Annotated in this window: 26 protein-coding genes and 1 pseudogene; 1 reads left to right on the top strand and 26 read right to left on the bottom strand. The window is 47.9% G+C overall.

Annotated elements, in window-relative coordinates:
• Positions 1 to 2 precede the first annotated feature (2 nt).
• From PAHA3_RS21775 to lspA, 14 genes and pseudogenes are all read right to left on the bottom strand, one after another.
• Positions 3 to 575: a TetR/AcrR family transcriptional regulator gene (locus tag PAHA3_RS21775; RefSeq protein WP_062836771.1), complete on the bottom strand. Its 573-nt coding sequence runs from the start codon at positions 573 to 575 to the stop codon at positions 3 to 5.
• A 187-nt stretch (positions 576 to 762) separates the two neighbouring features.
• On the bottom strand, positions 763 to 1,692 hold the full coding sequence (locus PAHA3_RS21770; RefSeq protein WP_062836770.1) for an Rpn family recombination-promoting nuclease/putative transposase: 930 nt from the start codon (positions 1,690 to 1,692) through the stop codon (positions 763 to 765).
• Between the two features lie 197 nt (positions 1,693 to 1,889).
• Positions 1,890 to 2,537 (bottom strand): helix-turn-helix transcriptional regulator, encoded by a 648-nt coding sequence (locus PAHA3_RS21765; protein WP_082762945.1) that lies wholly within the window; start codon positions 2,535 to 2,537, stop codon positions 1,890 to 1,892.
• Positions 2,538 to 2,549: 12 nt separating this feature from the next.
• Positions 2,550 to 3,437 (bottom strand): oxygen-dependent tRNA uridine(34) hydroxylase TrhO, encoded by an 888-nt coding sequence (gene trhO, locus PAHA3_RS21760; RefSeq protein ID WP_062836769.1) that lies wholly within the window; start codon positions 3,435 to 3,437, stop codon positions 2,550 to 2,552.
• Between the two features lie 239 nt (positions 3,438 to 3,676).
• The gene (locus PAHA3_RS21755; RefSeq protein ID WP_062836768.1) at positions 3,677 to 4,783 is read right to left on the bottom strand and encodes a DUF5050 domain-containing protein; all 1,107 of its coding nucleotides are present in this window, start codon (positions 4,781 to 4,783) and stop codon (positions 3,677 to 3,679) included.
• Positions 4,784 to 4,843: 60 nt separating this feature from the next.
• A complete protein-coding gene (locus tag PAHA3_RS21750) occupies positions 4,844 to 6,358 on the bottom strand; it encodes a sensor histidine kinase (protein WP_062836767.1) in 1,515 nt (504 codons plus the stop codon).
• Positions 6,355 to 7,065 (bottom strand): response regulator transcription factor, encoded by a 711-nt coding sequence (locus tag PAHA3_RS21745; RefSeq protein WP_062836766.1) that lies wholly within the window; start codon positions 7,063 to 7,065, stop codon positions 6,355 to 6,357. The genes PAHA3_RS21750 and PAHA3_RS21745 overlap by 4 nt, the downstream gene beginning before the upstream one ends.
• A gap of 250 nt (positions 7,066 to 7,315) precedes the next feature.
• Positions 7,316 to 8,212: a helix-turn-helix transcriptional regulator gene (locus tag PAHA3_RS21740; protein WP_062836765.1), complete on the bottom strand. Its 897-nt coding sequence runs from the start codon at positions 8,210 to 8,212 to the stop codon at positions 7,316 to 7,318.
• A 176-nt stretch (positions 8,213 to 8,388) separates the two neighbouring features.
• The gene (locus PAHA3_RS21735; protein ID WP_062836764.1) at positions 8,389 to 9,798 is read right to left on the bottom strand and encodes an MATE family efflux transporter; all 1,410 of its coding nucleotides are present in this window, start codon (positions 9,796 to 9,798) and stop codon (positions 8,389 to 8,391) included.
• A gap of 215 nt (positions 9,799 to 10,013) precedes the next feature.
• A pseudogene (locus PAHA3_RS21730) lies at positions 10,014 to 10,229 on the bottom strand (ABC transporter permease subunit); the annotation flags it as partial.
• 8 nt (positions 10,230 to 10,237) lie between these two features.
• Positions 10,238 to 11,065, bottom strand: a complete 828-nt coding sequence (locus PAHA3_RS21725) for a carbohydrate ABC transporter permease (RefSeq protein ID WP_036606635.1) — start codon at positions 11,063 to 11,065, stop codon at positions 10,238 to 10,240.
• Positions 11,065 to 11,931: a carbohydrate ABC transporter permease gene (locus PAHA3_RS21720; protein ID WP_036606633.1), complete on the bottom strand. Its 867-nt coding sequence runs from the start codon at positions 11,929 to 11,931 to the stop codon at positions 11,065 to 11,067. Before PAHA3_RS21720 ends, PAHA3_RS21725 begins: the two co-directional genes overlap by 1 nt.
• Before the next feature lie 24 nt (positions 11,932 to 11,955).
• A complete protein-coding gene (locus PAHA3_RS21715) occupies positions 11,956 to 13,146 on the bottom strand; it encodes an ABC transporter substrate-binding protein (protein ID WP_371327954.1) in 1,191 nt (396 codons plus the stop codon).
• A 528-nt stretch (positions 13,147 to 13,674) separates the two neighbouring features.
• Entirely contained in the window at positions 13,675 to 14,166 is a 492-nt protein-coding gene (gene lspA / locus PAHA3_RS21710; protein WP_062836762.1) for a signal peptidase II, read from the bottom strand.
• 240 nt (positions 14,167 to 14,406) lie between these two features.
• Here lspA and PAHA3_RS21705 point away from each other — a divergent pair, with 240 nt between their 5' ends.
• Positions 14,407 to 14,874 carry a heme-degrading domain-containing protein gene (locus PAHA3_RS21705; RefSeq protein WP_082762969.1) on the top strand — a complete coding sequence of 156 codons (468 nt, stop codon included), beginning with the start codon at positions 14,407 to 14,409 and terminating at the stop codon, positions 14,872 to 14,874.
• A 71-nt stretch (positions 14,875 to 14,945) separates the two neighbouring features.
• On the opposite strand, the gene PAHA3_RS21700 is transcribed toward PAHA3_RS21705, so the two are convergent.
• From PAHA3_RS21700 to PAHA3_RS21650, 12 genes are all read right to left on the bottom strand, one after another.
• On the bottom strand, positions 14,946 to 15,923 hold the full coding sequence (locus PAHA3_RS21700; RefSeq protein WP_062836760.1) for a permease prefix domain 1-containing protein: 978 nt from the start codon (positions 15,921 to 15,923) through the stop codon (positions 14,946 to 14,948).
• A 6-nt stretch (positions 15,924 to 15,929) separates the two neighbouring features.
• Positions 15,930 to 16,259, bottom strand: coding sequence for a PadR family transcriptional regulator (locus PAHA3_RS21695; RefSeq protein WP_017691704.1), 330 nt, complete (start codon positions 16,257 to 16,259; stop codon positions 15,930 to 15,932).
• Positions 16,260 to 16,418: 159 nt separating this feature from the next.
• Entirely contained in the window at positions 16,419 to 17,366 is a 948-nt protein-coding gene (locus PAHA3_RS21690) for a nucleoside hydrolase (protein WP_036671600.1), read from the bottom strand.
• Positions 17,367 to 17,423: 57 nt separating this feature from the next.
• Positions 17,424 to 17,828: a DUF350 domain-containing protein gene (locus PAHA3_RS21685; RefSeq protein ID WP_017691702.1), complete on the bottom strand. Its 405-nt coding sequence runs from the start codon at positions 17,826 to 17,828 to the stop codon at positions 17,424 to 17,426.
• A complete protein-coding gene (locus tag PAHA3_RS21680; protein WP_062836759.1) occupies positions 17,810 to 19,210 on the bottom strand; it encodes a glutathionylspermidine synthase family protein in 1,401 nt (466 codons plus the stop codon). Before PAHA3_RS21680 ends, PAHA3_RS21685 begins: the two co-directional genes overlap by 19 nt.
• Positions 19,211 to 19,214: 4 nt before the next feature.
• The gene (locus PAHA3_RS21675) at positions 19,215 to 19,499 is read right to left on the bottom strand and encodes a hypothetical protein (protein ID WP_036671603.1); all 285 of its coding nucleotides are present in this window, start codon (positions 19,497 to 19,499) and stop codon (positions 19,215 to 19,217) included.
• A complete protein-coding gene (locus PAHA3_RS30745) occupies positions 19,499 to 19,966 on the bottom strand; it encodes a hypothetical protein (protein ID WP_082762944.1) in 468 nt (155 codons plus the stop codon). Before PAHA3_RS30745 ends, PAHA3_RS21675 begins: the two co-directional genes overlap by 1 nt.
• Before the next feature lie 269 nt (positions 19,967 to 20,235).
• The gene (gene abc-f, locus PAHA3_RS21665; protein ID WP_062836758.1) at positions 20,236 to 22,317 is read right to left on the bottom strand and encodes a ribosomal protection-like ABC-F family protein; all 2,082 of its coding nucleotides are present in this window, start codon (positions 22,315 to 22,317) and stop codon (positions 20,236 to 20,238) included.
• Positions 22,318 to 22,415: 98 nt separating this feature from the next.
• The gene (locus PAHA3_RS30585) at positions 22,416 to 22,577 is read right to left on the bottom strand and encodes a hypothetical protein (protein ID WP_017691697.1); all 162 of its coding nucleotides are present in this window, start codon (positions 22,575 to 22,577) and stop codon (positions 22,416 to 22,418) included.
• 113 nt (positions 22,578 to 22,690) lie between these two features.
• Positions 22,691 to 22,975 carry a hypothetical protein gene (locus tag PAHA3_RS21660; RefSeq protein ID WP_062836757.1) on the bottom strand — a complete coding sequence of 95 codons (285 nt, stop codon included), beginning with the start codon at positions 22,973 to 22,975 and terminating at the stop codon, positions 22,691 to 22,693.
• Positions 22,976 to 23,028: 53 nt separating this feature from the next.
• The gene (locus PAHA3_RS21655) at positions 23,029 to 24,027 is read right to left on the bottom strand and encodes a glycosyltransferase (RefSeq protein ID WP_062836756.1); all 999 of its coding nucleotides are present in this window, start codon (positions 24,025 to 24,027) and stop codon (positions 23,029 to 23,031) included.
• Positions 24,028 to 24,045: 18 nt separating this feature from the next.
• Positions 24,046 to 25,017, bottom strand: a complete 972-nt coding sequence (locus PAHA3_RS21650) for a phosphotransferase family protein (RefSeq protein WP_062836755.1) — start codon at positions 25,015 to 25,017, stop codon at positions 24,046 to 24,048.
• Positions 25,018 to 25,160 lie beyond the last annotated feature (143 nt).

Raw genomic sequence — 25,160 nt, 5'->3', positions numbered from 1 at the left:
GATTAATAAGTGAGACCTTCCTTGTGTAACAACATCTCGTACATTTCCCGGATCATTTCGATCGCTTCATTCATGTCCAATTCCAGGGTATGAGAGTTCAAAAGTGTTCCAATACCAATCAGATATATCGTCAGTTTAAGGAAAATGCGTTTGAGTTGCTCCACCGATACATCCTGCAACCGCTTGCTATATCGCATATAAGACGTAGTTAATTCTTCACCCAGAAACTGATCGGTGTGGGGATCGTATTGTCGGTATCCCGAAAGATACAACGTTCGAAATAACTGCTTCTCATTCTGTGCAAAGTATAGGAACCCAATCGTCAGGTTCAAAGCAGGGGAATTTGCATCGTCCTTATACTCCACCATACTGTGACGGGCGAATTCAGCAGCCTTGTCATACACGTTTGATTTCAGCTCTTCAATGTTGTTATAGAGACTATAGATCGGTTGGGTGGAACAATGGAGCGTGTGTGCAACATTTCGCGCAGTTAGCGCCTCCAAGCCTTGAGCCCGTACAAGCTCAAAGGCGGCGGATAACACCTTTTCTTGCGTAATCTTGGATTTGGGTGGCATATGATTCTCCTTCCCTTGTTAATAACGAATGTTATATAACGTATGTTATTATGAGTGGATACATGTATCAAGTGTATTTATGGGAAGAGATTTTTCATATTTAAAATTTCCAAAAAAAAGAGGCATCCCTCCCAATGTACTTTGGGTATGGTCGCCTTATATCAATCAAAGGATAGCTCCAGAGTGCTTATTGCTTTTCTTTTTGCAGTTCCTCTAATTCAGATGAGGTTAGCCCGGTAGCTTTAATAATAGTAGCCTGATCAAGACCTAAATTGAGCATATTCATTGCGATTTTCCGCTTGCTCTCAGTTTCACCTTCTTTAATTCCTTCTTTAATTCCTTCTTTAATTCCCTCTTTGATTCCTTTTTGAATTCCTTCCTCCATGCCTTTCTTGAGACCCTCTTCTCGTGCACCCTCAATCATGGAAGCTTCATCCCATAGAAATTTCTGACGGTCGATATATCGTTGACGTGCTTGCTCATCCTGGCTCAGAAACTCTAATACACTCATGGCTTTTTTCAAAGCCGGTTCGGGTTCGTGCATCATTAACGCCTCCCAGCTTGATTTAGTCATTCCTTTCAGAAATAACAGCCAACGCACCAATCCATCCTTTATTTGAATATTTTCATCATTCAGCTTTGGTATTTCCATAAAATGAATCTCTATAACATCCGTCAACGGAATATCCGTATGGTCTTCTCTTAAATGAAATACATTGTGGTACTGATCATTAGCGAGCATTTTGAAATTAACAATGTTGATCGCTACGCATTTTTTGAGTTGACTATATCTCTGTCCTTCAAGTAATTGTCCAGAGTATTGTTTACCCCAATAGAACAAAGTCCTCTTCTCTAAATCATACTGATTAAACAATTGCATTTCAACATTAATTAGCTCACCTTGATCTGTTTTGGCCCGTATGTCCAGAATGGACTGTTTATCTCTCGGGGTATCCTTGTCCAGGTAAGGGTTGATTAACACAATCTCGGTCAGTAAGGATTCACCTGCATTTTTGAAGGTGTGATTCAGAAAAGCCAGAAGAACATCCTTATTCTCTTCACTTCCAAAGATTCTTTTGAACACATAATCGTTCTTGGGATCAAGCAACTCTGTCATCATTATTCACTCCTACGCGCAAAATGAACAGGATATATCTGCTGAAGTATCAGCAAATATAAGGATGCGAACATGCACTGGATGTTAACTCCATTATAACACGCATCGCCATACCTAAATAGCGTTTATACGTAATTTATTATCAAAAAAAAGAGACCATCTCGACGAATCGAAACAATCTCTTCTGTATAAACCAGTTAATTCCCCGGCGCTTCGCGAATCTCATACTTGCACCTTTTACCGCCATCGGCGTAACACTCGGTACGCTCCACCTCAGCTTGAAGCAGTGAGCGGAACAGATCGAGTTCACAACGGCAAGCCTGCTTGTAGACACTCGCGACTTGCACAATCGGGCAGTTCATTTCCGTAATGACATAGGTTCCATCTTCTTCTCTGGACGCATCCGCCATATATCCGTTGGCATTCTGGATTCGTGCAAGTTCCTCCACCCGTCCGGCCAGATCCTGGCCCTCCATCTGTGGCAATCCGCTACGAAGCAGCTTGTCCCGGCGACTCTCGAACAATGCATCCACCACACCGCTCCCGGCTGTGTCAGACAATTCTTCAAGCAGCTCCAGCGTAAGGGACGAATATGATTTCGGGAAAAAGCTGTCCCCGCGTACCGTCAATTGGTACACCGAGGACGGACGTCCGGCCGTAGCCCGGGCCTCCCGAACCTCAATCCAACCGTCCTGTTCCAGTGCCGTCAGATGACGGCGAATGGCCATGCCGGTCAAATTCAGATCAGCTGTCATTTCCCTTGCGGTCAATGTACCTTGCTGCTTCAGCATGAACAAAATCCGTTCACGCGTCGTTCGTTCCTCTTCACGCTTCACGATCAGCACCTGCTCTCCTGCTTATGCGTGTACCGGTGCTGCCTCCCGGCAGGCATCCGAGCAAAAGCGGTTATGCGTCTCTTCGCAATCCTCACAGCTTACGTGCTGCAGGTTGCAGGTTGGACAATTAATATATCGGTCATGTGTCGTTCCACAGTGATAACAGCTGGCGATGACAATATCCTCGTCTGTCCGGTTAATCGGTACAGAGATCCGCTCGTCAAACACGTAACACTTGCCATCGAACAGATGCCCTTGTACTTCTGGATCTTTACCGTATGTGACAATACCGCCATCCAATTGAGCCACGTCCTGGAATCCTTCATTGATCATGAAGCCAGTCAGCTTCTCGCAGCGAATGCCGCCAGTGCAATAGGTAATAATCGTTTTGTCCTTCATGTCACCCAGGTTCTCTCGAATCCACTCTGGAAACTCGCGGAAAGACTCCACATCTGGACGAATGGCCCCGCGGAAGTGACCAATTTCGTATTCATAATCATTGCGACCATCGATAACGATGACATCATCACGTTGCAGATGCTCATGGAACTCTTTCGGTGAAAGGCGTTTGCCGCTAATCACATTCGGATCAAGGTCTTCGTCCACGCGGAACGTAACCAGCTCTGCTTTGTGACGAACAAAGATTTTTTTGAACGCATGCTCTTCCACATCATCAATCTTGAACACCATATCGCTGAAGAGCGGGTTCGCATGCATGTCTTTCATATACTGTTCCGTCTGTTCTGGCGTTCCGGATACCGTGCCGTTAATGCCTTCGGATGCGATCAGAATACGGCCTTTCACACCGAGGTCCTTGCAGTATTGCAGATGCTCTTGTGTAAATGTCTCGGGGTCTTCAATCTTCACGAACTTATAATATAAAAGCACGCGGTACGCGCTGTTACACATGTATATCACCTGTTCCTATTCCATGTTGTTATTAGCCGAATCATTCGGCAAGACGACTACATTGCACCCTTACTGTTAAAAAGAAAATAAACAGCCGCCCGAAACATCGTCTCGAACTGCTGCCTGACATTCGACTTTTATTCCTGCATTCTAGTTTATCGGAAGCGGAATAGCTTAGTCAATATAAATGTATAGAAAGGGATGAAAGATATGGAACATATCTGTCTGCACCATTCACCCTATTCGGAGATCGTAATAACCGAAGTTACAAAGTGATAGGATTCATTCTCCAATATCGCCTGTGATAACAGGATCTTATTGCCTTCCGGGCTCCAGGCGAGCGGGTCAGAAGCGTTGTCCATATCCGCTGAAATCTGGAACTGCTCTGCCGACTCCGTGTTGGAGACGAATAGTCCTTTCTCATTGTCATTTTCGGAATTGATCGTATATGCAATCTTGGAATCATCACCCGACCAGCTTGTGCCGAAGATCTGCGTGCCTCTGGCGAGCGTGGCTTTTTCATTGCCTTCCAGATCGGTGAGCACCAGCGCCCGTTTGGTATCCGCTGTTCTTTTCACAATCGCAAGCCTTGTTCCATCATTAGAAGGAATGACCCACTCCACACTTTTCAGCACCTGTTTCTCTTCACCGGTCTTCGTGTCGTATGCGTTCAGCTGACCGTCTTCACCCGTAATATAATAGAGCGTTCCGTTCGAAACCTCGATACTCCGTACATTGAAATTACCTGTCTCCACCAGTACTTTCGTTGTACCGTCCACACTTGCCGAGATCAGATCACCCTTCATATTTGGGAAAACGACATGTTCATTATCCAGCCATGCGCCCTCTTGGATAAATCCATCCTCCTTACCAGCAGGGGTTGTCTCCCCGTTATGCAGGTTCAGGAAGTAGCCTTTGCCCGTATTTTCCTCCGGCTCCCGGTAGAACAGATACTGACCATCCGGTGACACTAAAGGTGCACCCAGGCTGGCTTCACCTTCTTTGAGCGGCGTGTCTGTGCCTTTGGTCAGATCATACATATATAAGTTATGCGGATATCTTTCCTGGCCTTCAACGGTAACGGGTTTCAGGGACTTGTTCTCCTTGTCGGATACAATCCAGTCGTCACTTAGCCATGCGACCCCGCGCATATTAGGCAGTTTATCAATTTTCTCCAGCTTGAAGCTCTGGTACACAGACGTGTTGGTATTATCTTTCACCGTAATATCGGTGCCCGTTTTCCCACCTTGTGCGTTTCCCCCCGGCACCGTTGTTCCCCCGCATGCTGCTGTTGTTAACAGGGCAATGGCCCCGAACGTGCCCAAAGCTGCTTGTTTCCAATTCATGATGGTCCCCCCTGGTTTCTCTTGCTATAGACCAAGCATACACATCGCATACTTCCAAAGTTATTCAGACTTGTTTCGAACTTGTAAACTTGCATCAGCCAATGGAAATACGAGTTGGAATGTCACACCTTCCCTATCCTCCCAATCGCCCGGATTGCTTGGTAATAAGGTGATTGTCCCTCCCTGTTTTTCAACAAACTGCTTCACGAGAGATAACCCCAGTCCGGTTCCGCCGGTTTTTCTGGCTCTGTCTTTGTTCACGGTGTAAAAGGGTTCAAAAATCTTCTCCCGCGCCTCTGCCGGAATCGGCGTACCCGAGTTGTAGATGCGAATGACCGCTTGACGCTCCTGCATCCGCAGTTCGTTCTTCACCCGGATCACACCATCCGGTACGTTATATTTGATGGCATTATCCAGCAAGTTGATGAAAATATGCATAAGACTCTCCCGATCGCTACGAATCGTCGCCGGTTCAAGATCCAGTTCCATGTTCAGCGCAAACTTCTCGGCTTTCCCCCGCATCCGGCCACAGGCATCCTTCAGCAGAGCACTGACCTCTACATCTTCGGCTTGGTTCTCGAAGTCGTACTTCTCCAGAGCAGATAAATGTAAGACTTTCTCGACCATCTCGTACAGCCGCTCTGTTTCTTTGCCAATGTTATTCGTGGCATCATCAAGCAGTTGCGGATCATCCTTATACATGTCGAGCAGCTCTACATAAGCTTTGATCGACGTCAGCGGCGTCTTGAACTCATGGCTAATGTTACCGATATATTGTTTCTGCTGTTGTTCCAGCGCCTGCAGCTTCTCTATCGCCAGTTGCAGCTTCTGCTGCTCCGCATGCATGGCTGTGATATTTTGCTGGATTGATGTACTCATATAATAAATGCCTTGCCCGAGCTCTCCCAGCTCATCCTTGCGTCTCACAGGAGACTCCGTAATGTAGTCCCCTTCTCGAATGGAATCTGCGGACTTCTTCAGCCGGGTAATGGCAACGGCAAACCGATTGTAGAACAAGTACCCCAGAATGAAGCTCAGCGCCACAACCGCAATCCCCGCCCATATAAACAGTTGAAGGATGCGGGCATAGAATTCATGATAGCTTTGGACCGGATATTGCATCCATACGGCACCCATCTGACCATCCGGACCATCCAACGGTGCCGCATAGAGCAAGGTATCCCCTTGCTCATGGTAGGCTATTTTATTTTGTAGCGCATAGTTCAGCGTATCCTGAACAATCGCACTCTCCCCGGAGCTAATCGATGAACCAACTTGTTGGCCCTTCATATCATAGAGAGCTATCGGCAATCCGGTAGAGTTGGCCAGTTCCTGTGCCAGTCTGCGACCATTTTGTTGTAAAAAAACGTCCTGTTCGAGATGAACGGACTCGGTGTAGTAGGCCTGTCGCACATTCAGATTCACCAGCCGTGTCTGCTGCGATAATATACCCTCAATCTGTGACTGCTGATTTCGTTCAATACCGCGCAGAACCAGAGAACTAAGTACAACCACCGTCAGGATAAGCAGTGCCGCCAGAAAAACACTGAATTTCAGCTTGATGCTGACCCTCATATGACCCCGCCCGTTTCAGGCGCAGAGGCTTTGTACCCGATCCCGTATACGGTCTGCAATTTTTGCTGATCCGTATCTCCGATTTTTTTACGCAAACGTTGAATATGAATGTCCACGGTTCGTGTACCACCTGCATACTCCATGCCCCATACCCGATCCAGCAGATCGTCTCGGGTGTATACCCGCTCGGGATTGGACATGAGAATGGTCAGCAGGTCAAACTCTTTCGGTGTCAGATCCAGCTTCTCTTCATTCACAGTCACCGTGCGGTGAGCAACATGAATACGCAGTGTGCCATTCACGATGGCCTGATTCTTCGAATCGTCAGGCGGTGGACTGCTTTTCTCCACACGGCGCATGAGCGCTTTCACCCTTGCGAGCAGTTCACGGATCTCGAATGGTTTGGTCATGTAATCATCGGCGCCCATTTCCAGGCCAACGATTTTGTCTACGATATCATTTTTGACGGTCAGCAAAATAATGCCGATATCCTCCCGGTCCTCCAGCCTGCGGCATACGCCATATCCATCAAGCCTTGGCATCATCACGTCCAGAATCATGACCTGTGGGTGAAACGATGCGACCTTGACCAAGGCCTCTTCGCCATCACTCGCGGTCTCTACTTCATATCCTTCGCGCCGCAGCGCGTAAGCAATGGCACTGACAATACTTGATTCGTCATCTACCACGAGCACTTTTTTATTCATGGAATTCATCCTCTTTATCTATGTCATGAGTTAGTTTATGGATCTATGTTAGCAAGGTCTATGTTAATTGGCTATGGATGAGTTTTCAATTTGTATGAGCAGCGTGTATCCTCTCAGCTTGGACGTCGCTCTACTTTCTTTATACCCTAAAGGCAACAAAAAGAGCCAACCCGTGATTGGATTAGCCCTTGGTCTATAGATTCCCAATTCATATTACTGTTTGGCAACCGTTTATTAATCCCTTTTGCATCTACTCCTCAAAGGACAGATTCAGCGGCTCGTCCGACATCTCATACTCTGTCTCCATATGTGTCAGCGGTGTGTTCAGATCAACCTCCTCGAAGCGGAAGCTGTCGACCCATACTTTTCCTTTACCGTTCAAAATAACCCCGAATGAAATGACCGCGCTACCCTCCGGTACATCAAGCACAATACTATACTGGTTCCATGGCTGCGTACCCGTAATTGGCCGATCATGCATGTTATCAAATTGAAGTACATCATGGACGTTATTATCCACCCGCATCCATAATCCGCAGAACGCGTCCACACGCTCGGTCTTCACGAATCCCGATAACTTCATCCGCTTACCCACATACTTGTCCGCTCTGAACTGCTGCATCATCGTTGCGAACTCGTTAGGCTCCATCGGCGTAACTGCCTTCAAATATCCTGAAGCTTTCCCCTGATGCACTTCGGCAGGATCGATGCCCATCTCATAATTTTGCGGGTGACTCCCGGTTAACATCCAACCTGTAATCGTTGACGATTGATTCATCTGTAATTCTCCTCCTCTGGTTCTTCCTTCGAATAATTTCAGATCGAACAATTTGCGGAAACGTCCTGGTGGCATGCCATACAATCTGCGGAATGCGCGGGTGAAGGCTTCCTGACTCTCAAATCCACAAGCCAGGGAGATGTCCAGAATGCCTGCATCCGTCGATCTCAGGGCCGTGGACGCCAGACTCATCCGGCGGTTCCGGATATAATCCACCACGGTCATGCCCACCTCATTACGGAAAACTCGGTGGTAATGATACGGTGACAACAACGCCTTGGACGCCACTTCTTCCAGCCCAATCTGCTCATGAAGATGGGTTTCGATATAGAACAAACTTTGCTGAATCATTTCACGGTAACGGCTCAACTGAGGTAATTCCCCCTTCCATATCCTTACTATACGTGAATGAGTTATCTCCGTTTTGATCATTTTTGCTATCCTCACTTCGGTTGGTCTCTGCCCCGAACGCAAAAAGAGCCAATCACGGAAGGAATCCTGTCCGTAATTGACTCTCCTTTTGTCTATTTGCACAACATTCTTCGTCAGACAGCTGGTACCGGCTGTGCACCAACTTCTTCGTCATCATGTTCCACCAATTCATGTTTCTCCCAAGCTCTACTCTTCCAGCGGAAGTACATAATGACCGCACGGGTCCACTCATCCGCCGCAATGGCAAGCCACACACCAGCGAGCCCCAGATGAAGCTGGAATATGAGCAGGTACCCCAGTGGCAGACTCATGCAGACCATGGAGATCAGCCCCATATATACCGGGAACTTTGCATCCCCCGCCGCACGCAGGGAACCAATGATCACAATATTGCAGGTACGTCCGGTTTCGAGCAAAAGACTGAGCAGAATTACTTGAGCCCCCAGCTTGATAATTTCCGGATTATCCGTAAATATGCTCATCAGCGGCACACGGAATAAAATGATGATTACATCAATGATAACCGTGGCCAGAAGAGCCCATTTTACACTGTCAAAAACACGTTTGTACGCATCGTCTTTGCGCCGCGCACCCACAAGCCGACCTACAATGATCGATGTCCCCATACCAATCGCCATACTGAACAAGTAGATATAGCTGGAGATATTACCCGCATACTGCTTGGTTGCCATGGCTTCTGCACCCAGATAGGTCACATACAGCGTGAAAACGAGCTGGCAGGAATGATATACCATGGACTCCATCGCAGACGGAATGCCGATCCGCAGAATTTTGCCAATAAAATGTTTGGACAATTTAATGTAGTATTCGAAATCCACCCGCACCTCGCTCACACGATACAACAACCAGAAGAAGATCAGCAGGCAGATAAACCGACTTCCTACCGTGGAGATGGCTGCCCCTTCCACCCCAAGCTTCGGCAGGCCGAAGTGTCCAAAGATCAATGCATAGTTACCAACAACGTGAATCACGTTCATGAATACAGCAACATACATCGTTTCTTTGGTGTAACCATGTGTACGAATCGTCGCAGCCAGCGCGTTAATGAGTGCCTGGAGGAAGATACCGCCACCGACGATATTTATATACGAACGGGCAAAATCATAAATTTCGCCTTGAATATTCAGAAGTGTTAACAATTGTCCTCCGAACAGAAGGAAGATTCCGCTCAGGACTAGCCCCACGATAAGATTCAGCGTAATTGCATTACCTGTAACTTGGGCTGCTTCACTTAGCTTTTTCGATCCGATATATTGTGCAACTACAATCGCGGCACCATGTCCAATGACTTCCAATACAAGGATAGCGATAGAAATAATCTGATTGGCTGCTCCAACGCCGGAGACCGCATTATCGGATACCGAGCTGAGCATGAGCGTATCCACGCTCCCCATCAACATAAATAAGAAGAGTTCCAAGAAAATAGGCCATGTCAGCCGAATCAGATTCAGATCCTTGGCATCAGAACGAAGGGACTCTTTGGTTGAGGATATTGCTGTCATTTTCTCACCTTTCCCATGTGGGCTTTAATTCTTAGGGTATGTTAGCACAGGTAGTTTGAAAATGCAGTAGTTTTGCGAAAATAGTTGAAAGTTTTTTGCAATTCCATAAATAGGTATTTTTAGCGTTTTCATTAAGCCCCTTTTCCGTACACCTACCAGAGGTTTTAGAAGAAAAAAAAGCCCTCCCGACTCGCTTTTAAGCAAGTAGTGGAAGGACCTTCGGTTAAGGTCTTGTACGAATCTGTGCTGATGAACGTATTAACAAAGATAAATTCATTCCAGTTATAGATCATGTTGATGATCGCCGTTGTGGAAATGACCGAAGACGTCATCGGCAGCACAATCCGAAAGAAAATTCGATGCACGTAGCAACCATCCATCACTGCGGCTTCTTCCACTTCTCGAGGAAGCGCGTAGTAGAATCCGAACACATCTTCAGTTATTTTACAGACCCTTGCGTAACCCCGTTGATAATCCACTTCTGTGCAAACAGGTAGATGATAATCATCGGCAGTAACGCGAGCAGGTAGGATGCAAACGCAAGGTTAAACTCGGTATTGAACTGTCCTTGGAATACATACTGTACCAGCGGCAGCGTGTACTGTCCCGGATCACTGATAATAATGAGTGGCAGCAAGAAGTCGTTGTACGTCGATAGGCAGGTCAGGATACCAACCGTGGCACTAATTGGTGCCATGAGCGGGAAAATGATTTTCCAGAACGTGCCCCAAGTTGTCGCCCCATCCACAAATGCCGCTTCCTCCAGTGCTACCGGAATGGACCGAATGTATCCAACATACACAAATACGTTGAATGCCAGACCATATACTGTGTGCAGCAGGATCAGACCTACCAGATTCGTCATCTCCAGGGATGCGGTCAGCTTAACGATCGGCAGCATGATGATCGGGAACGGAATGAACATGGCGCTGACAAAGTAATAATAGAGCCCTTTGAAAAACTTGCGTTTCTCCATATTCCGTGCAATCGCATAGGCCACCATCGAGTTACTGAGCAACGTTAAAAGCACGGTGGATGCGGTCACAATTGCACTGTTACGGAAGGATTGGAAGAAGTTCGTCATGTCGATAGCCCTCGCGAAATTCTCCCAGTGAAGCGTCGTCGGAATGGCAAAGACCGATTGGGCCATCTGCTCCGGATTTTTCAAAGCAATCGTAACGGTCATATACAATGGGAACAGGATAAACAGGGTACCCAGTACAACGAGTAGCATAACGAGCCAATTGATTCGTGTACGGCTTCTCATTACAGATCCATCTCCCTTCTTTGCAGGAACCGGATTTGCAGAATTGAAATCACCGCAATAACGATGAAGTAAATAACCGAGTTCGCAGATTGATATGCATATTCGCCGCCTTCAAATCCGCCGGTGTAGATCAGATGGGAGATGGATTGCGTCGCCCGTCCGGGACCACCATTGGTCAAGGCTACGATTTGGTCGAAGACCATAAGTGAGTTTTTCATCGCCAGCACCATATTAATGGTGAAGAACGGAGCAATGAGCGGGAATGTAATGCTCCAGAATTCACGCCATTTGCCTGCACCGTCGAGGTTGGAAGCCTCGTACAGTGTCGTTGGTATCGTTTGCAGACCAGCCAAATACAGAATCGTATTCAGCGCCACCGATTGCCATACGGCAACAATGACGATACCGATCCAAGCCAGACTCTCGCTACCAAGTATGTTGGTGGATAGCGCGTTGATGCCCAGATTTTGCCCCCAGATCGGGAATACGTTGGAGAACAGGTAGTTAAATATGTAACCTACAATCAGTACACTCAGAATATTGGGCAGGAAGTAGATGCCGCGGAAAAAGTTACGGAACTTGATCTTGGCATTCAGCCCGAGTGCAATGAGTAGGCTTAAAATATTAGTCAGGATTGTCACCACGATCGCGAATTTGAATGTAAACCAGTAGGCGTTGCCAACATTGTCATCCTGGAACAAGTTGAAATAGTTTTTGAAGCCAACAAAATCATACTCTTTCCCGAATCCGTTATAATTCGTAAATGAATAATAGATGCCCTGGAGGGCCGGCAGTGTCATAAATACGAAGAACAATACTACCGCCGGAACCGTCATCCAGTAATAGGGTGCGATACGCTTGTTCATATTCCATCCTCCTTCAGACAAGGCTTAGCGCCGATTGGCAACCTTGTCCCATTCTTTGTCGAGTGTATCTAGATAGTTGTCGATGTTTTGGTTCTGCAAAAAGGACTGTACGATGGAATTCAGCTGCACGGCAGCCGGAATATAGTGATCGGCAAAGTCAACAACCTTGCCCTGCTCAATATAAGGCATCAATTCCTGTACGGCAGGATCATCCTGCTTCACATCTTCTACCGCAGAGAACAGCGTCTGTTCATCAATGTACCTTCCGATATTTTCAGGCTCTAACAGAAACGCAATAAACGTCTCTGCCTGCTCGCGATTAGGCGTGTCCGCCGCAATGGTAAACAGGGAGTCGATCCCGTTCACCAGCTTGATCTCGCTCGCATCATTGCCCGTAGGGAATGGGAAGAAACCGATGTCTACATTCGGGTTCGCTTTGCGAATCTCCGAGATGGCCCAGGTTCCCTGGATGTACATAAAGGCTTCACCGTTAGCAAAAGCACGGTTACCGTCCGAATAAGCTTTACCAAAGTTATCGCCGTGACCGTACTTCATGAGTTCCAGCTGCTTCTCAGCTACCTCGCGGTACTTCTCCTTGAATGTCACTTTGTCATCGCGCCGCTCTTGGTAGAAATCAATACCGACCAGATTGGAGCCGAGTGCATTGAAGGGAAGGCTCGTCTGCCAGTCATCCTTGTATGTGAAGTAAAATGGAATCTCACCTGCATCTTTAATCTTTTGGGCGGTCGCAATGAGTTCATCCCACGTCTTGGGCACGTCCAATCCCATTTCCTTAAACAACGTTTTGTTGTACATGATGCCGTTTGCATTTGTTGCGTAAGGAATACCTGTCACTTCGTCCATGCCTGTGAGATCCTTGAGCATTTGTATGTAGTTCGGATCAATCGACTGGAGTAATGAGCTGTCCGTCAGATCGGTGAAAATATCACTCTGGGCCAGAATGGAATAGGTGTCGGTTGCCCCCATTGCCATAATATCCGGTATATCATTTTTGACGACACGCGTCTTCAAGACCGTCTCCGCATCGGGCGGATTCACCTGTGTCACCTGAATATCGTCATGCTCCGCATTGAACGTCTTGATCAATTCATCAAAGGTTGTTTTGGCTTCAGGCTTGTTCTGGAAAAACTCAATCTGCACTTTGCCATTCGCACTATCCCCACTGGTACAGGAAGATAGAAGTACAGCCATCATTCCACACAGCAACATTGTCCCGAGAGCCTTGGTAAGCATTGTTCTCATGTTGTACCTCCCTCAGCTTTATAAATTGAACTAATGTGATTTACACGCTGTCACTCCAATTGCAGTACCATCTTCCGATCGTTGTTATCCCCAGATTTTTTTGATTCCCTTCCTCAAAGGGAAAATCCGATTTTTAGCGTATGCTTCGAAGTAGCTTTCTTTCAGAAAGCTTTTAGCTGCGCTTCTTCAGATTGGTTCTGCACTCTCCGTGTTCGTGTATATCTTAGTTTCACTTTATATACGTAAAGATTTACCCATCCAAATGGTGAAATAACCATATGGTTAATCCTTCCAAACCGACTTCAATCTGAATGAATGATATAAGTCTTTATTATTTCTAAAACGGTTTCGGTAAAAATGAATCACGGCAGTTCTTCCCATGACCTGAATCAGGCATAACAAAAAGGACACTGGATGATATCCAATGTCCTTCATTTATTAAGCTTATATTCAGCAACTGTGCAGCTTTTATCCAACCTATTACGAACGTTCTGCTTTCGGCAAAGCATTGCGTAAACGTTTGGCTCGATAACTCTGATATGCACGAATCAACATGCCGATGATGATCATGACCACACCGATGTTAATTGCGACATCAGCGAGATTCAAGATCCCGCGCCCTGACGGAAACACGAGGAAATCCGTTACCCTCGCATAGATAAATCGATCGATCGCATTTCCTAAAGCCCCGCCGACCATAAAACCCGCGCCAGCTTGCATCCAAAAACCGCGAATCTCACCTTTACTCCGGTAATACAGCATGCCTGCTATGAACAGAACGGCGATCACACCGAACAGACGCGCATTCCCCTGAAACAGACTGCCCGCCATTCCACTGTTCTCGTAATGCTGCAATTGCATGCCGGAGTCACCCAGTCTCATCACGTCGCCAACTTCCATATACATTCTCACTGCAATCTTGGTTCCCTGATCCACCAAAGTCACCAGCAGTGCTACAAAATAAAACAGCATCGTGCTTCTCCTCCTGCCTACTGAGCGATAACTTATTTTAACTTTAAGAGTTTTGAGTATATTAGGTTCCTTTCACTTTAACACAGCCGATGTACGGTCTCCAAATGAGCCATCTTCAGCCATGCTTATAACGTCGACTAACATCGTCCAGTCCGCACTCGGAAGGTACTGCACCAACCCATGTCGAATGTAGACATCAATCATATATGTAAAGGGGCTGCCTTTAATTTGAACCTGACCATGACAGAGAAATTAAAGGAAATGCAGCAGGAAGAAAAAGAATTGGTATTTGGCACATTTGATTCTGAAACAGCGCTCAACATTGGCCTGCATCTGATTGAAGAAGCGAAGCGTCGCTCTCAAGCCGTGACTATCGACATTACAGTAAAGGGACATCGTCTCTTTTTGCATGCGATGGAAGGCACTCATCCCGACAACGAAGACTGGATTCGCCGCAAGAACAACGTGGTGAATCATTTCGGCTCCAGCTCTTGGCATACGACTCTGAGGTTAAGAAGCGAAAACCAAAAGCTTGAGCAAGACTTCAATCTGCCTTCATCGGACTTTGTCCTGGCTGGTGGCGCTTTCCCGCTGATTCTGGAAAATGAGGGACAGGTCGGCACCATTACAGTATCAGGTTTGCCCGATGAAGAAGACCATGATCTGGTCACGACCGGCATTCGCTCGTTTTTGTTGCAGCAAAACTAGATTAAGTGGAGCAAAAAAAGCCCACCTGATCAATATAGATCAAGTGGGCTTTACTAGCTAAAGCAGCATGCTCAGGACGGATTTTTACTTTTCATAATATGGTACACATTGCTAAAGCTGCCGGAGAGAATGCCTGTAATCGGGAATATGGCCCAATTGATATCCCACCGTTGATATACAAAGCCTGTGAACAAGAAGATGGCTGTCGCCAGCGGCCATACAATCGCTTCCACGGCTCTCACAACCTTTACCTCTTGCTTCTTCTCTACCGTCAACTGGTGCTTCTCCAGCAAGTTCGTGTAAGCCCCCTGAATATTACCGTAATATACAAACAGGAATGCTCCTACCCCAGCCATAACCATAAAGGCAGATACACCATAAGAGGCGTAGTTATCATTGATAGAGGAGGCTGCGAAAATAAAAACAGGAGACAGAATGCACAGGCAGACACCCGTGATGATGGCTACACGATAAGTCAGAGCGAAGCTCTCCCGACTATGCTGAATACTCATTTTAAGTGTATAAGGAAGCTGGAAGCTCTTCTCCATATGACTGAAGCGTTCAAGCTTCATGCCACTGTGAATGAACATGCCTACCGCAATCGCAATCAGCACGAACATGCCGATCAGGCCCAGTACAGCCCCCGTTTCCACCGAACGATTTGCAGCTGAAGTGGCATAGTTCTCAAACAAGGTATCCATGAAAATCAGAAACGCCACACCCGACGCGCACAATAAAACACCCAGCCCGATCCAAAATCCGGCATTTCTTTTGGCAGTGGTATATGCGTAGGCTTCTTCTTCCGTCAGCACAGGTACTGCCTCTTCCGTACTAACAGGCTGAATACCGAGTTCCGCAGTTAGCTCCTCGATGTTACCGAATTCTGAGATTACAATGCCGATGGCTTCATTCTCCGACTTGCCTTCCCGCTTCAACTCAAGGTACTTATCTTCCATCCCCGAAAGGAGTTCCTGCTTCAGATGCTCCACCTCGGGTGTCTTCGGTAGACCAGCAAACATGTTCTCCAGATACACCATAATTGTCTCCATGTTCCGTCACAACTCCCTGATAAATAGATTAACAACCTCCTGCGTAACCTTCCATTCCTCACACTTTTCTCTGTAATAGTCGAGGCCGGGCGGCGTAATCCGGTAATAGGTACGACGCTTTCCCAAACTATTCTCATCCAGGTAAAACGATTCAATATAACCGTTCTTCTCCAATCGGGTGAAGGCCGAGTATAATGTCGTCTCCTTCATGACGTACTTTTCCTCTGTCAGCTGCCTGATGTTCTTGGAAATCTCGTAGCCATACGACTCCCCTTCGAGCAGCATGTAGAGGATCAGCGTATCATTGTAGCCACGTATAACGTCACTGCTGATCACAAAAGATACTCCTCCTCATTACTTCATCTGTCGTAGTAGTTGAAGTATAGCACAATTTACTACGACAGGTGAAGTAGTTATTCCAATAATGGGCAATAAAAAATCCGTACCTGGGATAGGCACGGATTTTCTTCTTTTCCTGTAGTTAAATTCCTACGTTTATTGGATCGCTGAGAGAACGTCCAGCAGCATGGATTTGAACTTGGGCCGATCAATGGCCTCACAGACACGTACATTCGGCTCTTTGCCAAAACGTCCGTTGATATCAACCACACTGTATCCACGTGTCAGCTCTCCTGCCGCTTCCACATCCACATAATATTGACCCGACTTGGTCATGATGGATTCATCTGCCGCAACAGCCATCAACAACGTATCGGGATGAGTAGTGCCATTCAGCTTATGTACCGACTTGTTGAACTGCATAACCACTTTGTTGATTGCGGTGAAGAAATCGGCACCCGATGTTCCGAGAGCTGCAATCTCTGCATGATCGTCATCGTCCATGACTGAATATTGCGTACACATTTCCCAGCCAACCATCGTGATTGGAATGCCTGCATGCAGTACAATTTTCGCCGCTTCCGGGTCCACGTAGAAGTTATACTCCGCCGCTGGTGTGATATTGCCCAGTGCATTATTCGTTCCGCCCATAATGTACAGGTGAGCAATCTCCGGAATAATGGTTGGGTCCTTCTGGATCGCCATTGCAATATTGGTCAGCGGGGCAATCGCCAGAAGTTCAATTTCACCCGGATGTGCATGCACCTTCTCAATGATAAAATCAACCGCATGCCCGCTCTCGGGACGCTGATCCGCCTTCGGGAAATGCGCGCCGCCCATGCCGTCATCGCCATGCACATCTTCCACTGTGCGGTGCTGAGCCTTTCCGTAGGCCATTAGCGGACGCTCGCAACCTTTATACACAGGCACCTTGCCACCATGTCCAGCAACCTGTACTGTGTACAGGGCATTTTCAACCTCCTGGTCGAATTGTACGTTACCGCCCGTAATGGTGATGCCTTCCACCTGAAAGTGGTGCAATGCCGTCAGGATCGCTATCGTATCGTCTCCTGCTGTATCTGTATCGATGATGACTCTTCTCATGATGCCGCGCTCCTTCTTCCATTTGATAGTAAACTCTATAAAACACTATGTCTTATTTTACATCAAAAACGTACCAATGACGATGGAAACGCCGATGATAATTGAACGCAGCAGTTGCGCTACTGCCATATTGCCACGTGCGATTTCGTCACACACCCGCATTTTGGGAATCAGGAAATCAAATATAATATAGACCAGGCACAGCACAATAATTCCAAACGCCGACCACAGCAGCATATCCAACCACGAATGCGTCGAGAAAGATACCATCCCTACAATAATACATAGTCCCAGCAATTTGCTGCCCATATACATACCTGCCGCCTCGTTACCTTTGGCGATTTCCTCACTATCGTTATACCGGGTCAATTTGCTAAAAGCGAAATACCCACATACCAATACCACCAGCAGAATGCCCACACCCACCGCAACATTCACGAGGTTTAATCCCAAGTTTTCCATTCCTTCTCCTCCTCATCATTCATCCGTTCACGAACCGTAGCCGCGCAATAATAGGCCATATCTCCAGTTACTTTCTCCCCGACCCGTGGTAACAACCCAGCCAGACGCCCACCGATAACAAACACCCCTGTAAGCAGATAACCGCTGTACGCTCCATCTTCCGTCTCAATCATGGCCTGTTCCATCGGAACCAGCTGCTGATAGATCTTGGGCTGATTTTCGTAATAAGCTGTAATCTCTTCATCCTCGTCTGTTGCCCCGGTTGCAAGATTGGATTCCAGCGCCTCGTTTAGAGAATGCTCCATATCCTGCTTTCCAAAGGCATTGTCCGTTCCACCCTCCAGCAAAAGAGTTCCTCTACCTTCACGCCCCCAATAGCTTTTGGCTACATATGGCATAGCGTTCAGCTCGAAAGGCTCAGCCGAAAAATAGGTTGGTAGCAGATATCGGGAAATCACATCCATTTCTGCTTCATCAAAGAGGGTAAACCCGCAATATTCCGGGGTTTGCTCGTTCCGCTCGTAGAGCGACCAGATTGCCGCCATGAAGCCTTTGCTCTGCATCAGTACATGCTGAACCGGATTCATCAGGCCTAGTCGTCCCTCCTGTACAAGATCAAGCAGCGCAGCACCAATCTCCACCCCTGTCGTCTCATCCCGATCATCAATCAGATACTCCAGCGGATAGAGACGGTACAACAGGTTAATCTCCCGCCCCTTATGGTAAAGCGCCTCTCCCGGAACAATCTCCAGTTCCTCAAGTGGAGCATAGAAAACTTCGTATCCCGCTTCCTGACAACGTCTCATCAGGTATTCCGTATTTGTTCGATCTTCGACATGTTCGCCAAAAGAAGTAAACGTCACCGGACCCTGCAATCCTTGCTCTGCATAGAATTCCAGCCATATCCTGAAACACTCCCGAATACGTGTATCCATCTCGGCAGATGGCCCAGTTAGCGTAGTATCCTCAGCAAGAGCGACCAGAATATCTTCCAGTGTTGCAACCTCCGGGATACCCGTAGGGGTGTCCGTATTATTTTCAATACACTTCGGTCCAGCTTCTCCAATAATCCAGTCCTGACGGGTAATGCCTCCAGTTACCATCTCCATACGTGCTGCCGAAATAAGCCCCGGATGGATACCCAACTGATGCTCCAAAAAAGAATCCGGCATATATTGCTGGATAAATCGCATCACTTTACAGTAAATGCCGTCTACCGCCTCAGCTGCGGTACGCAGCTCTTGTATCTCCGAGGGAGAATAGACCGTCAATGCAGGCACACAATACTGCTTCCCGTACATTCGATGGTATGGAATCTGTTGTCCCGCTTCACCCTGAAACACCTCTTCGTGACTAAACGGCAGTTGAACCACTTGCCTCATCCGGTTATCCTCCCGAACTGCGGAAGAAGCTACCGAAGCCGCTTGATTTGGACTTGGATTTGCTATAGGAGCTGTTACTGTCCTTATTGCTTCGATACGACGACCCGCCGTAGTAATAGTGCCCACTGCTGGAATCATATTCACATCCGGTATCATACTCCGGGTCACATTCATCATTGTTGCTGCCACAACCGGATAACACGGCAGGTACCGCCAGCATCAGGGAGAACGCAACCAGCTTCGCTTTTGAACCGGGTTTCGATGCTTGCCCCCGCTCTTGGTCACTCATTACAGATCCACCTCTTTCATATAAAACAACACTTTCTTACGATCCGCATCCAGCACGGAATACAGGAACTCATACGTCTTGCCATCGCGAACCATGTAATGGTCCAGCAGTTGCTCGGCAAGCTCCATCGTATAGGTGGAGGAAGCTATGAGTTCCAACTCCTGAAATGAACGTCCATTCCACAACATATACTCTGCGCTGTACATGGAAGACATTTTGCACATCGCCAGCGCAGCCTCCGCAATGGCTGCACCGTACTCATCCGGCATCTGTTGCTCATACGCCGTTACATATACTGCATGTTCACGCCCATCCTGGCATTCATTGGACAGATGCGCCCAGAGTTTGTTTTTCACCAGGGTGGCATCCACCAGTTTGCGCATGAACAGTTCATCTCGCGTGACTGAAGTCTGTTCCAGCACCCCCGTCTCCGCCTGTCGATCATCCGACCAACTTCGATACGTCAATGAATAATAGATACCGATAACCTCCCTTTCTGCAAGCTCTTAGGTGAGCCGTTTCAATTCATACAAACGTATTTAACGCATGGGGAGGTAAAAAGTTACACTATTCCCCATGACATGTAATAAAGAACATGTTGGCTACCTTCATTCTCCGATTAACGAAGCAGGAAATAACATACTGTTTTCTACTTTTGGTACGCAATCCAGTTCAAAAAGGCCGGAGAAGACTCTCCGACCACACTTGTTTGATCTTATGCTCATGCCATTCTGACTTATAACTCAGCCCACTGGGCCAAAACATCATTATATTCAGCGGACAATTGCTCGCGATCATTCCATATTTGTTCCAGTTCAAGCGGATTGTTTTGCACAACTTCCAACTGTTGATCTAACACCTGAATCTGTGCCTCAAGACGAGCCAGAATTTGTTCCAGCTTCTCCGCAGAGTGTTGATTGCCATTGCCGTTTCTATGTTTCGATGCAGCTGTTGCCGAAGGGGTCAACGACTTGCTTGATTCAATATAAGCTTCATGATCTCGATTTCCACCGGCAGCTACAACAGTTGAACCGTTCAATGTCGAGGTTGCTCCTGACTTCTTCCCTGATCTGGTAGTCCCGCCGGGCGCGGACGTTAAACCTGACTTCATCTCTGACTTGGCGTTCCCACGAGAAGAAACTTCCACGCCTGCTGTAGCCTGACCTGTCGCCACCGCACGAGCTTGCAAATCAAGCTTCTTCTCACGATACGCCTCATAGTCTCCCAGATAAGCGGTCATCTGACCGTCCTCCAGTTCCCACACACGGGAAGCGAGGCGATTGACGAAGTACCGATCATGCGAGATGGCAAGTACAGTTCCTTCAAAATCAACCAGTGACTCTTCTAGCGCTTCTCGGGATGCGATATCCAGATGGTTGGTTGGCTCATCGAGCAGTAGTACATTGGGTTTACGTTGCACCAGCAGAGCCAAACGCAGGCGCGTCCATTCCCCGCCAGATAATTGCCCGACAGAGCGGAATACGTCCGCTCCATAGAACAGATATCGGGCCAGAATTCCGCGAGCCTCTCCTTCCTCTACGCCTGCTTTCAGACGGAAGTATTCGAGTACGTTCAGCTTTGGATTCGTTGGTTCCTCCTGTTGAGCCAGATACCCGACATCCACACGCGCCCCCCACTCCAGCTTGCCCGCATTGGGCTGCTCTTCACCAAGCAACAGCTTGAATAAGGTCGTCTTGCCGGAACCATTGCGGCCAATGAGTGCAATTTTATCTCCATATTCCAGCAGACCCGAGATTCCGCGCAGAATTTCACGCTCGCCATAGCTCTTCTCGACCTGTTCCAATACCGCTACCCGTTTACCCGTTCGATCGGTAGGACGCACATCGAACTCGGCATTGCGGCGCTCCAGTACAGGACGCTTCACCTGTTCCATCCGCTCCAGCGCCTTGCGCATGGAAGCGGCCCGCCGAAAGAACTTTTCATTGCCACCCACACGACCCCATTCCTCAAGTTGGCGGATCGTTTCTTTCATTTTCTTGATAACCTTCTGCTGCTCTTTAAACTCCTCGAATTGCTGCAACAGCCGTTGTTCCTTCACTTTCATATATTCCGTATAACCGCCAGCAGATGTTTCCGCTTCTCCATCCTCCAGCTCCACTGTTCGATTTACTACCCGATCCAGAAAATAGCGATCATGCGAGATTAGGACAATGGTGCCGGGGTATTCTCGTAAAAATCCTTCCAGCCACTCGACCCGCTCCAGATCAAGATGGTTCGTCGGCTCATCCAGCAATAAGAGATCAGGTTTTACGATCAGCTGCGAGGCCAGTACCACCCGGGTCTGTTCCCCACCGGACAGCGAACCGAAGCGCCATTCATAATGCGCCTTGGCGATATCCAGACCGTCCGCCACCTGATCGATCCGGGCATCCATTTCGTACCCACCCTCACGCTCGAACTGGTCTTGCAGCGCCGCGTAGCGTTTCAGCAGACGCTCTAATTGATTAGGGTCTGCCGCGCATGCCGGATCGGACATCTGCTGCTCCATTTCCTTCATTTGCGTGCGACATATCATAAGCTCCTTGAATCCAAGGCTCAGCACATCCAGAACGGTATGGTCATCCAATCCTTCTGGAACCTGAGCCACATATCCCATTCGTGTATCTTTCTTGATCATCAATTGCCCTTCATCCGGCTTGTTCAGTCTTGCCATCAGGCGCATAAGTGTGGTCTTGCCGCTTCCGTTGCGGCCGATCAGGGCGACCTTATCGCCCTCCATAATTTCAAACGTAATGCCGTCCAGCACCAGATGTGCTCCGTGGTATTGAGTCAGTTGTTGCGCGCTAATCATCATCATAATAAGGTTCCTCCTATGGTATGGAAGATCCTGACCGCAACACAAACAGAGCCGCAGGAGGTTAGCTCCGCGGCCCTTCAGAATTCAAGCAATATCGCTTATCGTCCGAATGAGGTCAAGGCAGGCATCTTCTCGCAAATGTTAACTTCCGTATATTCAAAATTGGACAGACTTCTCCCGTTGGTCAGAAAAGTATGAACAATGCCAGCCATAGCAATCGGTAGCTGGCTAATACGGTTGTTAAGCATCTCGTGATTCACCTGTCTTCACCTCCCTTGTCATAATTAATGTCAATATATCACAGACGGTTGCGTTCCTGCAACCATCCCTTCGCCCAATTCATCCTTACTCCACAGTAGCTTTACTGCTCGGTCTAATTTCTGCCCCGTCGTCGAAGCATCACATCCCTAATCGCTACCGTAATGAGTGTTAACATTCCCGCGGTACCCAGCGATACGCCGAGCAGAGCATAGCCGATGCCGTTCCACCCGCCCATATCGATGCTGATCATGATTACAACGGCACCGCCGAGCAAGGCCACACACGGCAATATATATTGAACCCACGTCATTCGACGTCCTTGCAAACGGTAGATAAACCATTCAATCAGCAGCTGCACTGCCCACATTCCCAATGTCCACAAGATCAGTACTTCCATAAGGTTCGCCTCCTGTTGCTGGATGGATCAAGCCCTGTGTTACAGACCTTACGTTACTTCAACCAATCTGAGAAAAAGTTCCGGTACCCTTCTTTCATCTTCGTGCGCGAAAAAGCACCAAAGGCATACTCACGGTTGTCTTCCGATACACTGCGCGGCGCAGCCGCTGCCATGTTCACCAGTTCAAACCAGTTATCCTCATTGCCTGCAAAGGCATGCGTGGATCGAATGTGACCGTAGCAGGCATGCTCCGGTTTCACGACCATTTTGCCCATCGCCATCGCTTCCGTCAGAGGCATCGCAAACGTATCAAAGGCCGAACAGCTCCAATATACCTTGGATGAGTTCATCAACGTAAATATCTCATCCTGCGTGAGCGCAAACTTCAGCTTCACATTGGCAGGGATGTCGTACTTCTTCATGGTTTCCTTATAGCGTACACCACCAAATACCATATACACTTCCTTGTCCGGGTTCTGCCGCGCATATTCCAGCACCAAATCCGGGCGACGGTTCGCTTCATCCCTACCGATCCAGAGCACCCGATTATGCACAACCTGACTCGGGTCGTAGTGCCGGTTCGCCAGCTCTTCGCTAAAACCAATCGGGATGACGTTCACGTCATGTACGCCGAAATTGCGGCCCAGTTCTGTTTTTAGAAACTCGGTCTGCACAATTGCTTTATCCACCATCGTATAAAATGGCTTCATCATCTCATATCCCGTTAGCGCGGGATCGGGGAAACTGTGCGGGAACAATACGCTTTTCGGTAAGAACATCTTCAAAAACGTAAACCCGGATACGGTGTAGATGACATGCTCTATATTTTGGCTATGAATCTGGTCCAGCACGATATCGTAATTCACCAGGTCACCTTTCTCATGCTCATAACCCGGCAACCAGTCGTATCCGCTGACATGACGCTCCGGCGAGATGAACACAATATCCACGCCCAGCTCTAGACCAATCTGCTTCAGCCGATCCGCAAATACGCGTGGCCCCTGAGCTTCCGTGAATTGAATTTTACGCATAACAAGTCCGACTTTACGCAAGCTTCTCACCCCTCATTTCTATTCCTCACTCATATGCTTCATGCACTGTTCCAGCGTCGCTGCCGTCTCAAACCACTGGTTACGCAGTTGTTCCTTCGGCCACACACATTCCTCACTTCTCAGATCGCCATCAATCAAACGCAGCATCCAGAGTGAGAATACAATAGCATAAGCATCGTACCATCCTGCAAAAGAAACCCGTTCAATCTGCACGCCCAGGCTCCCCAGCTTGTCCAGATACACATCTATAACTCGCTCTCGCAAAGCAGGCGTAACCGTTCTGGGAAACAGCGGATGCGAGAGATCCACTAGGTGATATATATCCCACAGTGGCGTATTCAAATGGGCATGCTCCCAGTCCAAGATGACCAGTCTGCCTTCCACATCCGCCATATTTCCGGGATGCAGGTCTCCGTGACACAGAACAGTTGGAAGTTGCTCCTCAGCTGTGAGAATCAACGTGGCGATCTTGTCCCAATCCGATGGAGACAACCGCATATCCAGTCTGGATAACAGGTCATCCATAGGTTGTCTGTACATTTGCAACTCATCCAACATGGTGTGAATGGACGGTTTCTGGCCTACGCGAGGCAGTTCGCTCCAATCCGTAACAGGCAATGCATGCCACGCTGCCATATATACCGCTGCACCGAGCATCGTCGCTTCTTGTGAATCATGCACCAGTTGACCCAGATCCTCATAGATCATCCAGCTCTGTGACGATGCAATGGTAAGATCCGACGCTGCAATGAGCTGCGGATAGATCGGTGGTAAGCCAGACATCACACGCTCGTACATCCATCGTTCCCGTCCATGCTGTGCAGGATTCGTCAGTGGTTTGAAAATATAACTTTCACCGGTAGGAACAGTGAATCGCTCCACATATCGTCCGTTCATTCCTTGATACAATTGTTCGCGGCTTGTTATAAAGTGATCATTCAGCATCCCTTCGGGCGTCACCCAGCTGTATACATCCAACTCTTCGTTCATGCTACCCACCATCCATTTCGTTCTTCCTGCTGCTCCGATGTTGATTTCTATTCATCATACGTTGCCACTCACAAGCCTGCAAGCTTTGGTCGTAAGCGCTTATTCAGGATCTCAAGTCATAGGTTCAAAAGTGCTTGTTGCAT

The organism is Paenibacillus amylolyticus (genome assembly GCF_001570725.1).
Classification (GTDB): domain Bacteria; phylum Bacillota; class Bacilli; order Paenibacillales; family Paenibacillaceae; genus Paenibacillus; species Paenibacillus amylolyticus_A.
Note: the sequence above shows the minus strand (reverse complement) of the source record. Positions and strands in the feature narration are given on the sequence as shown.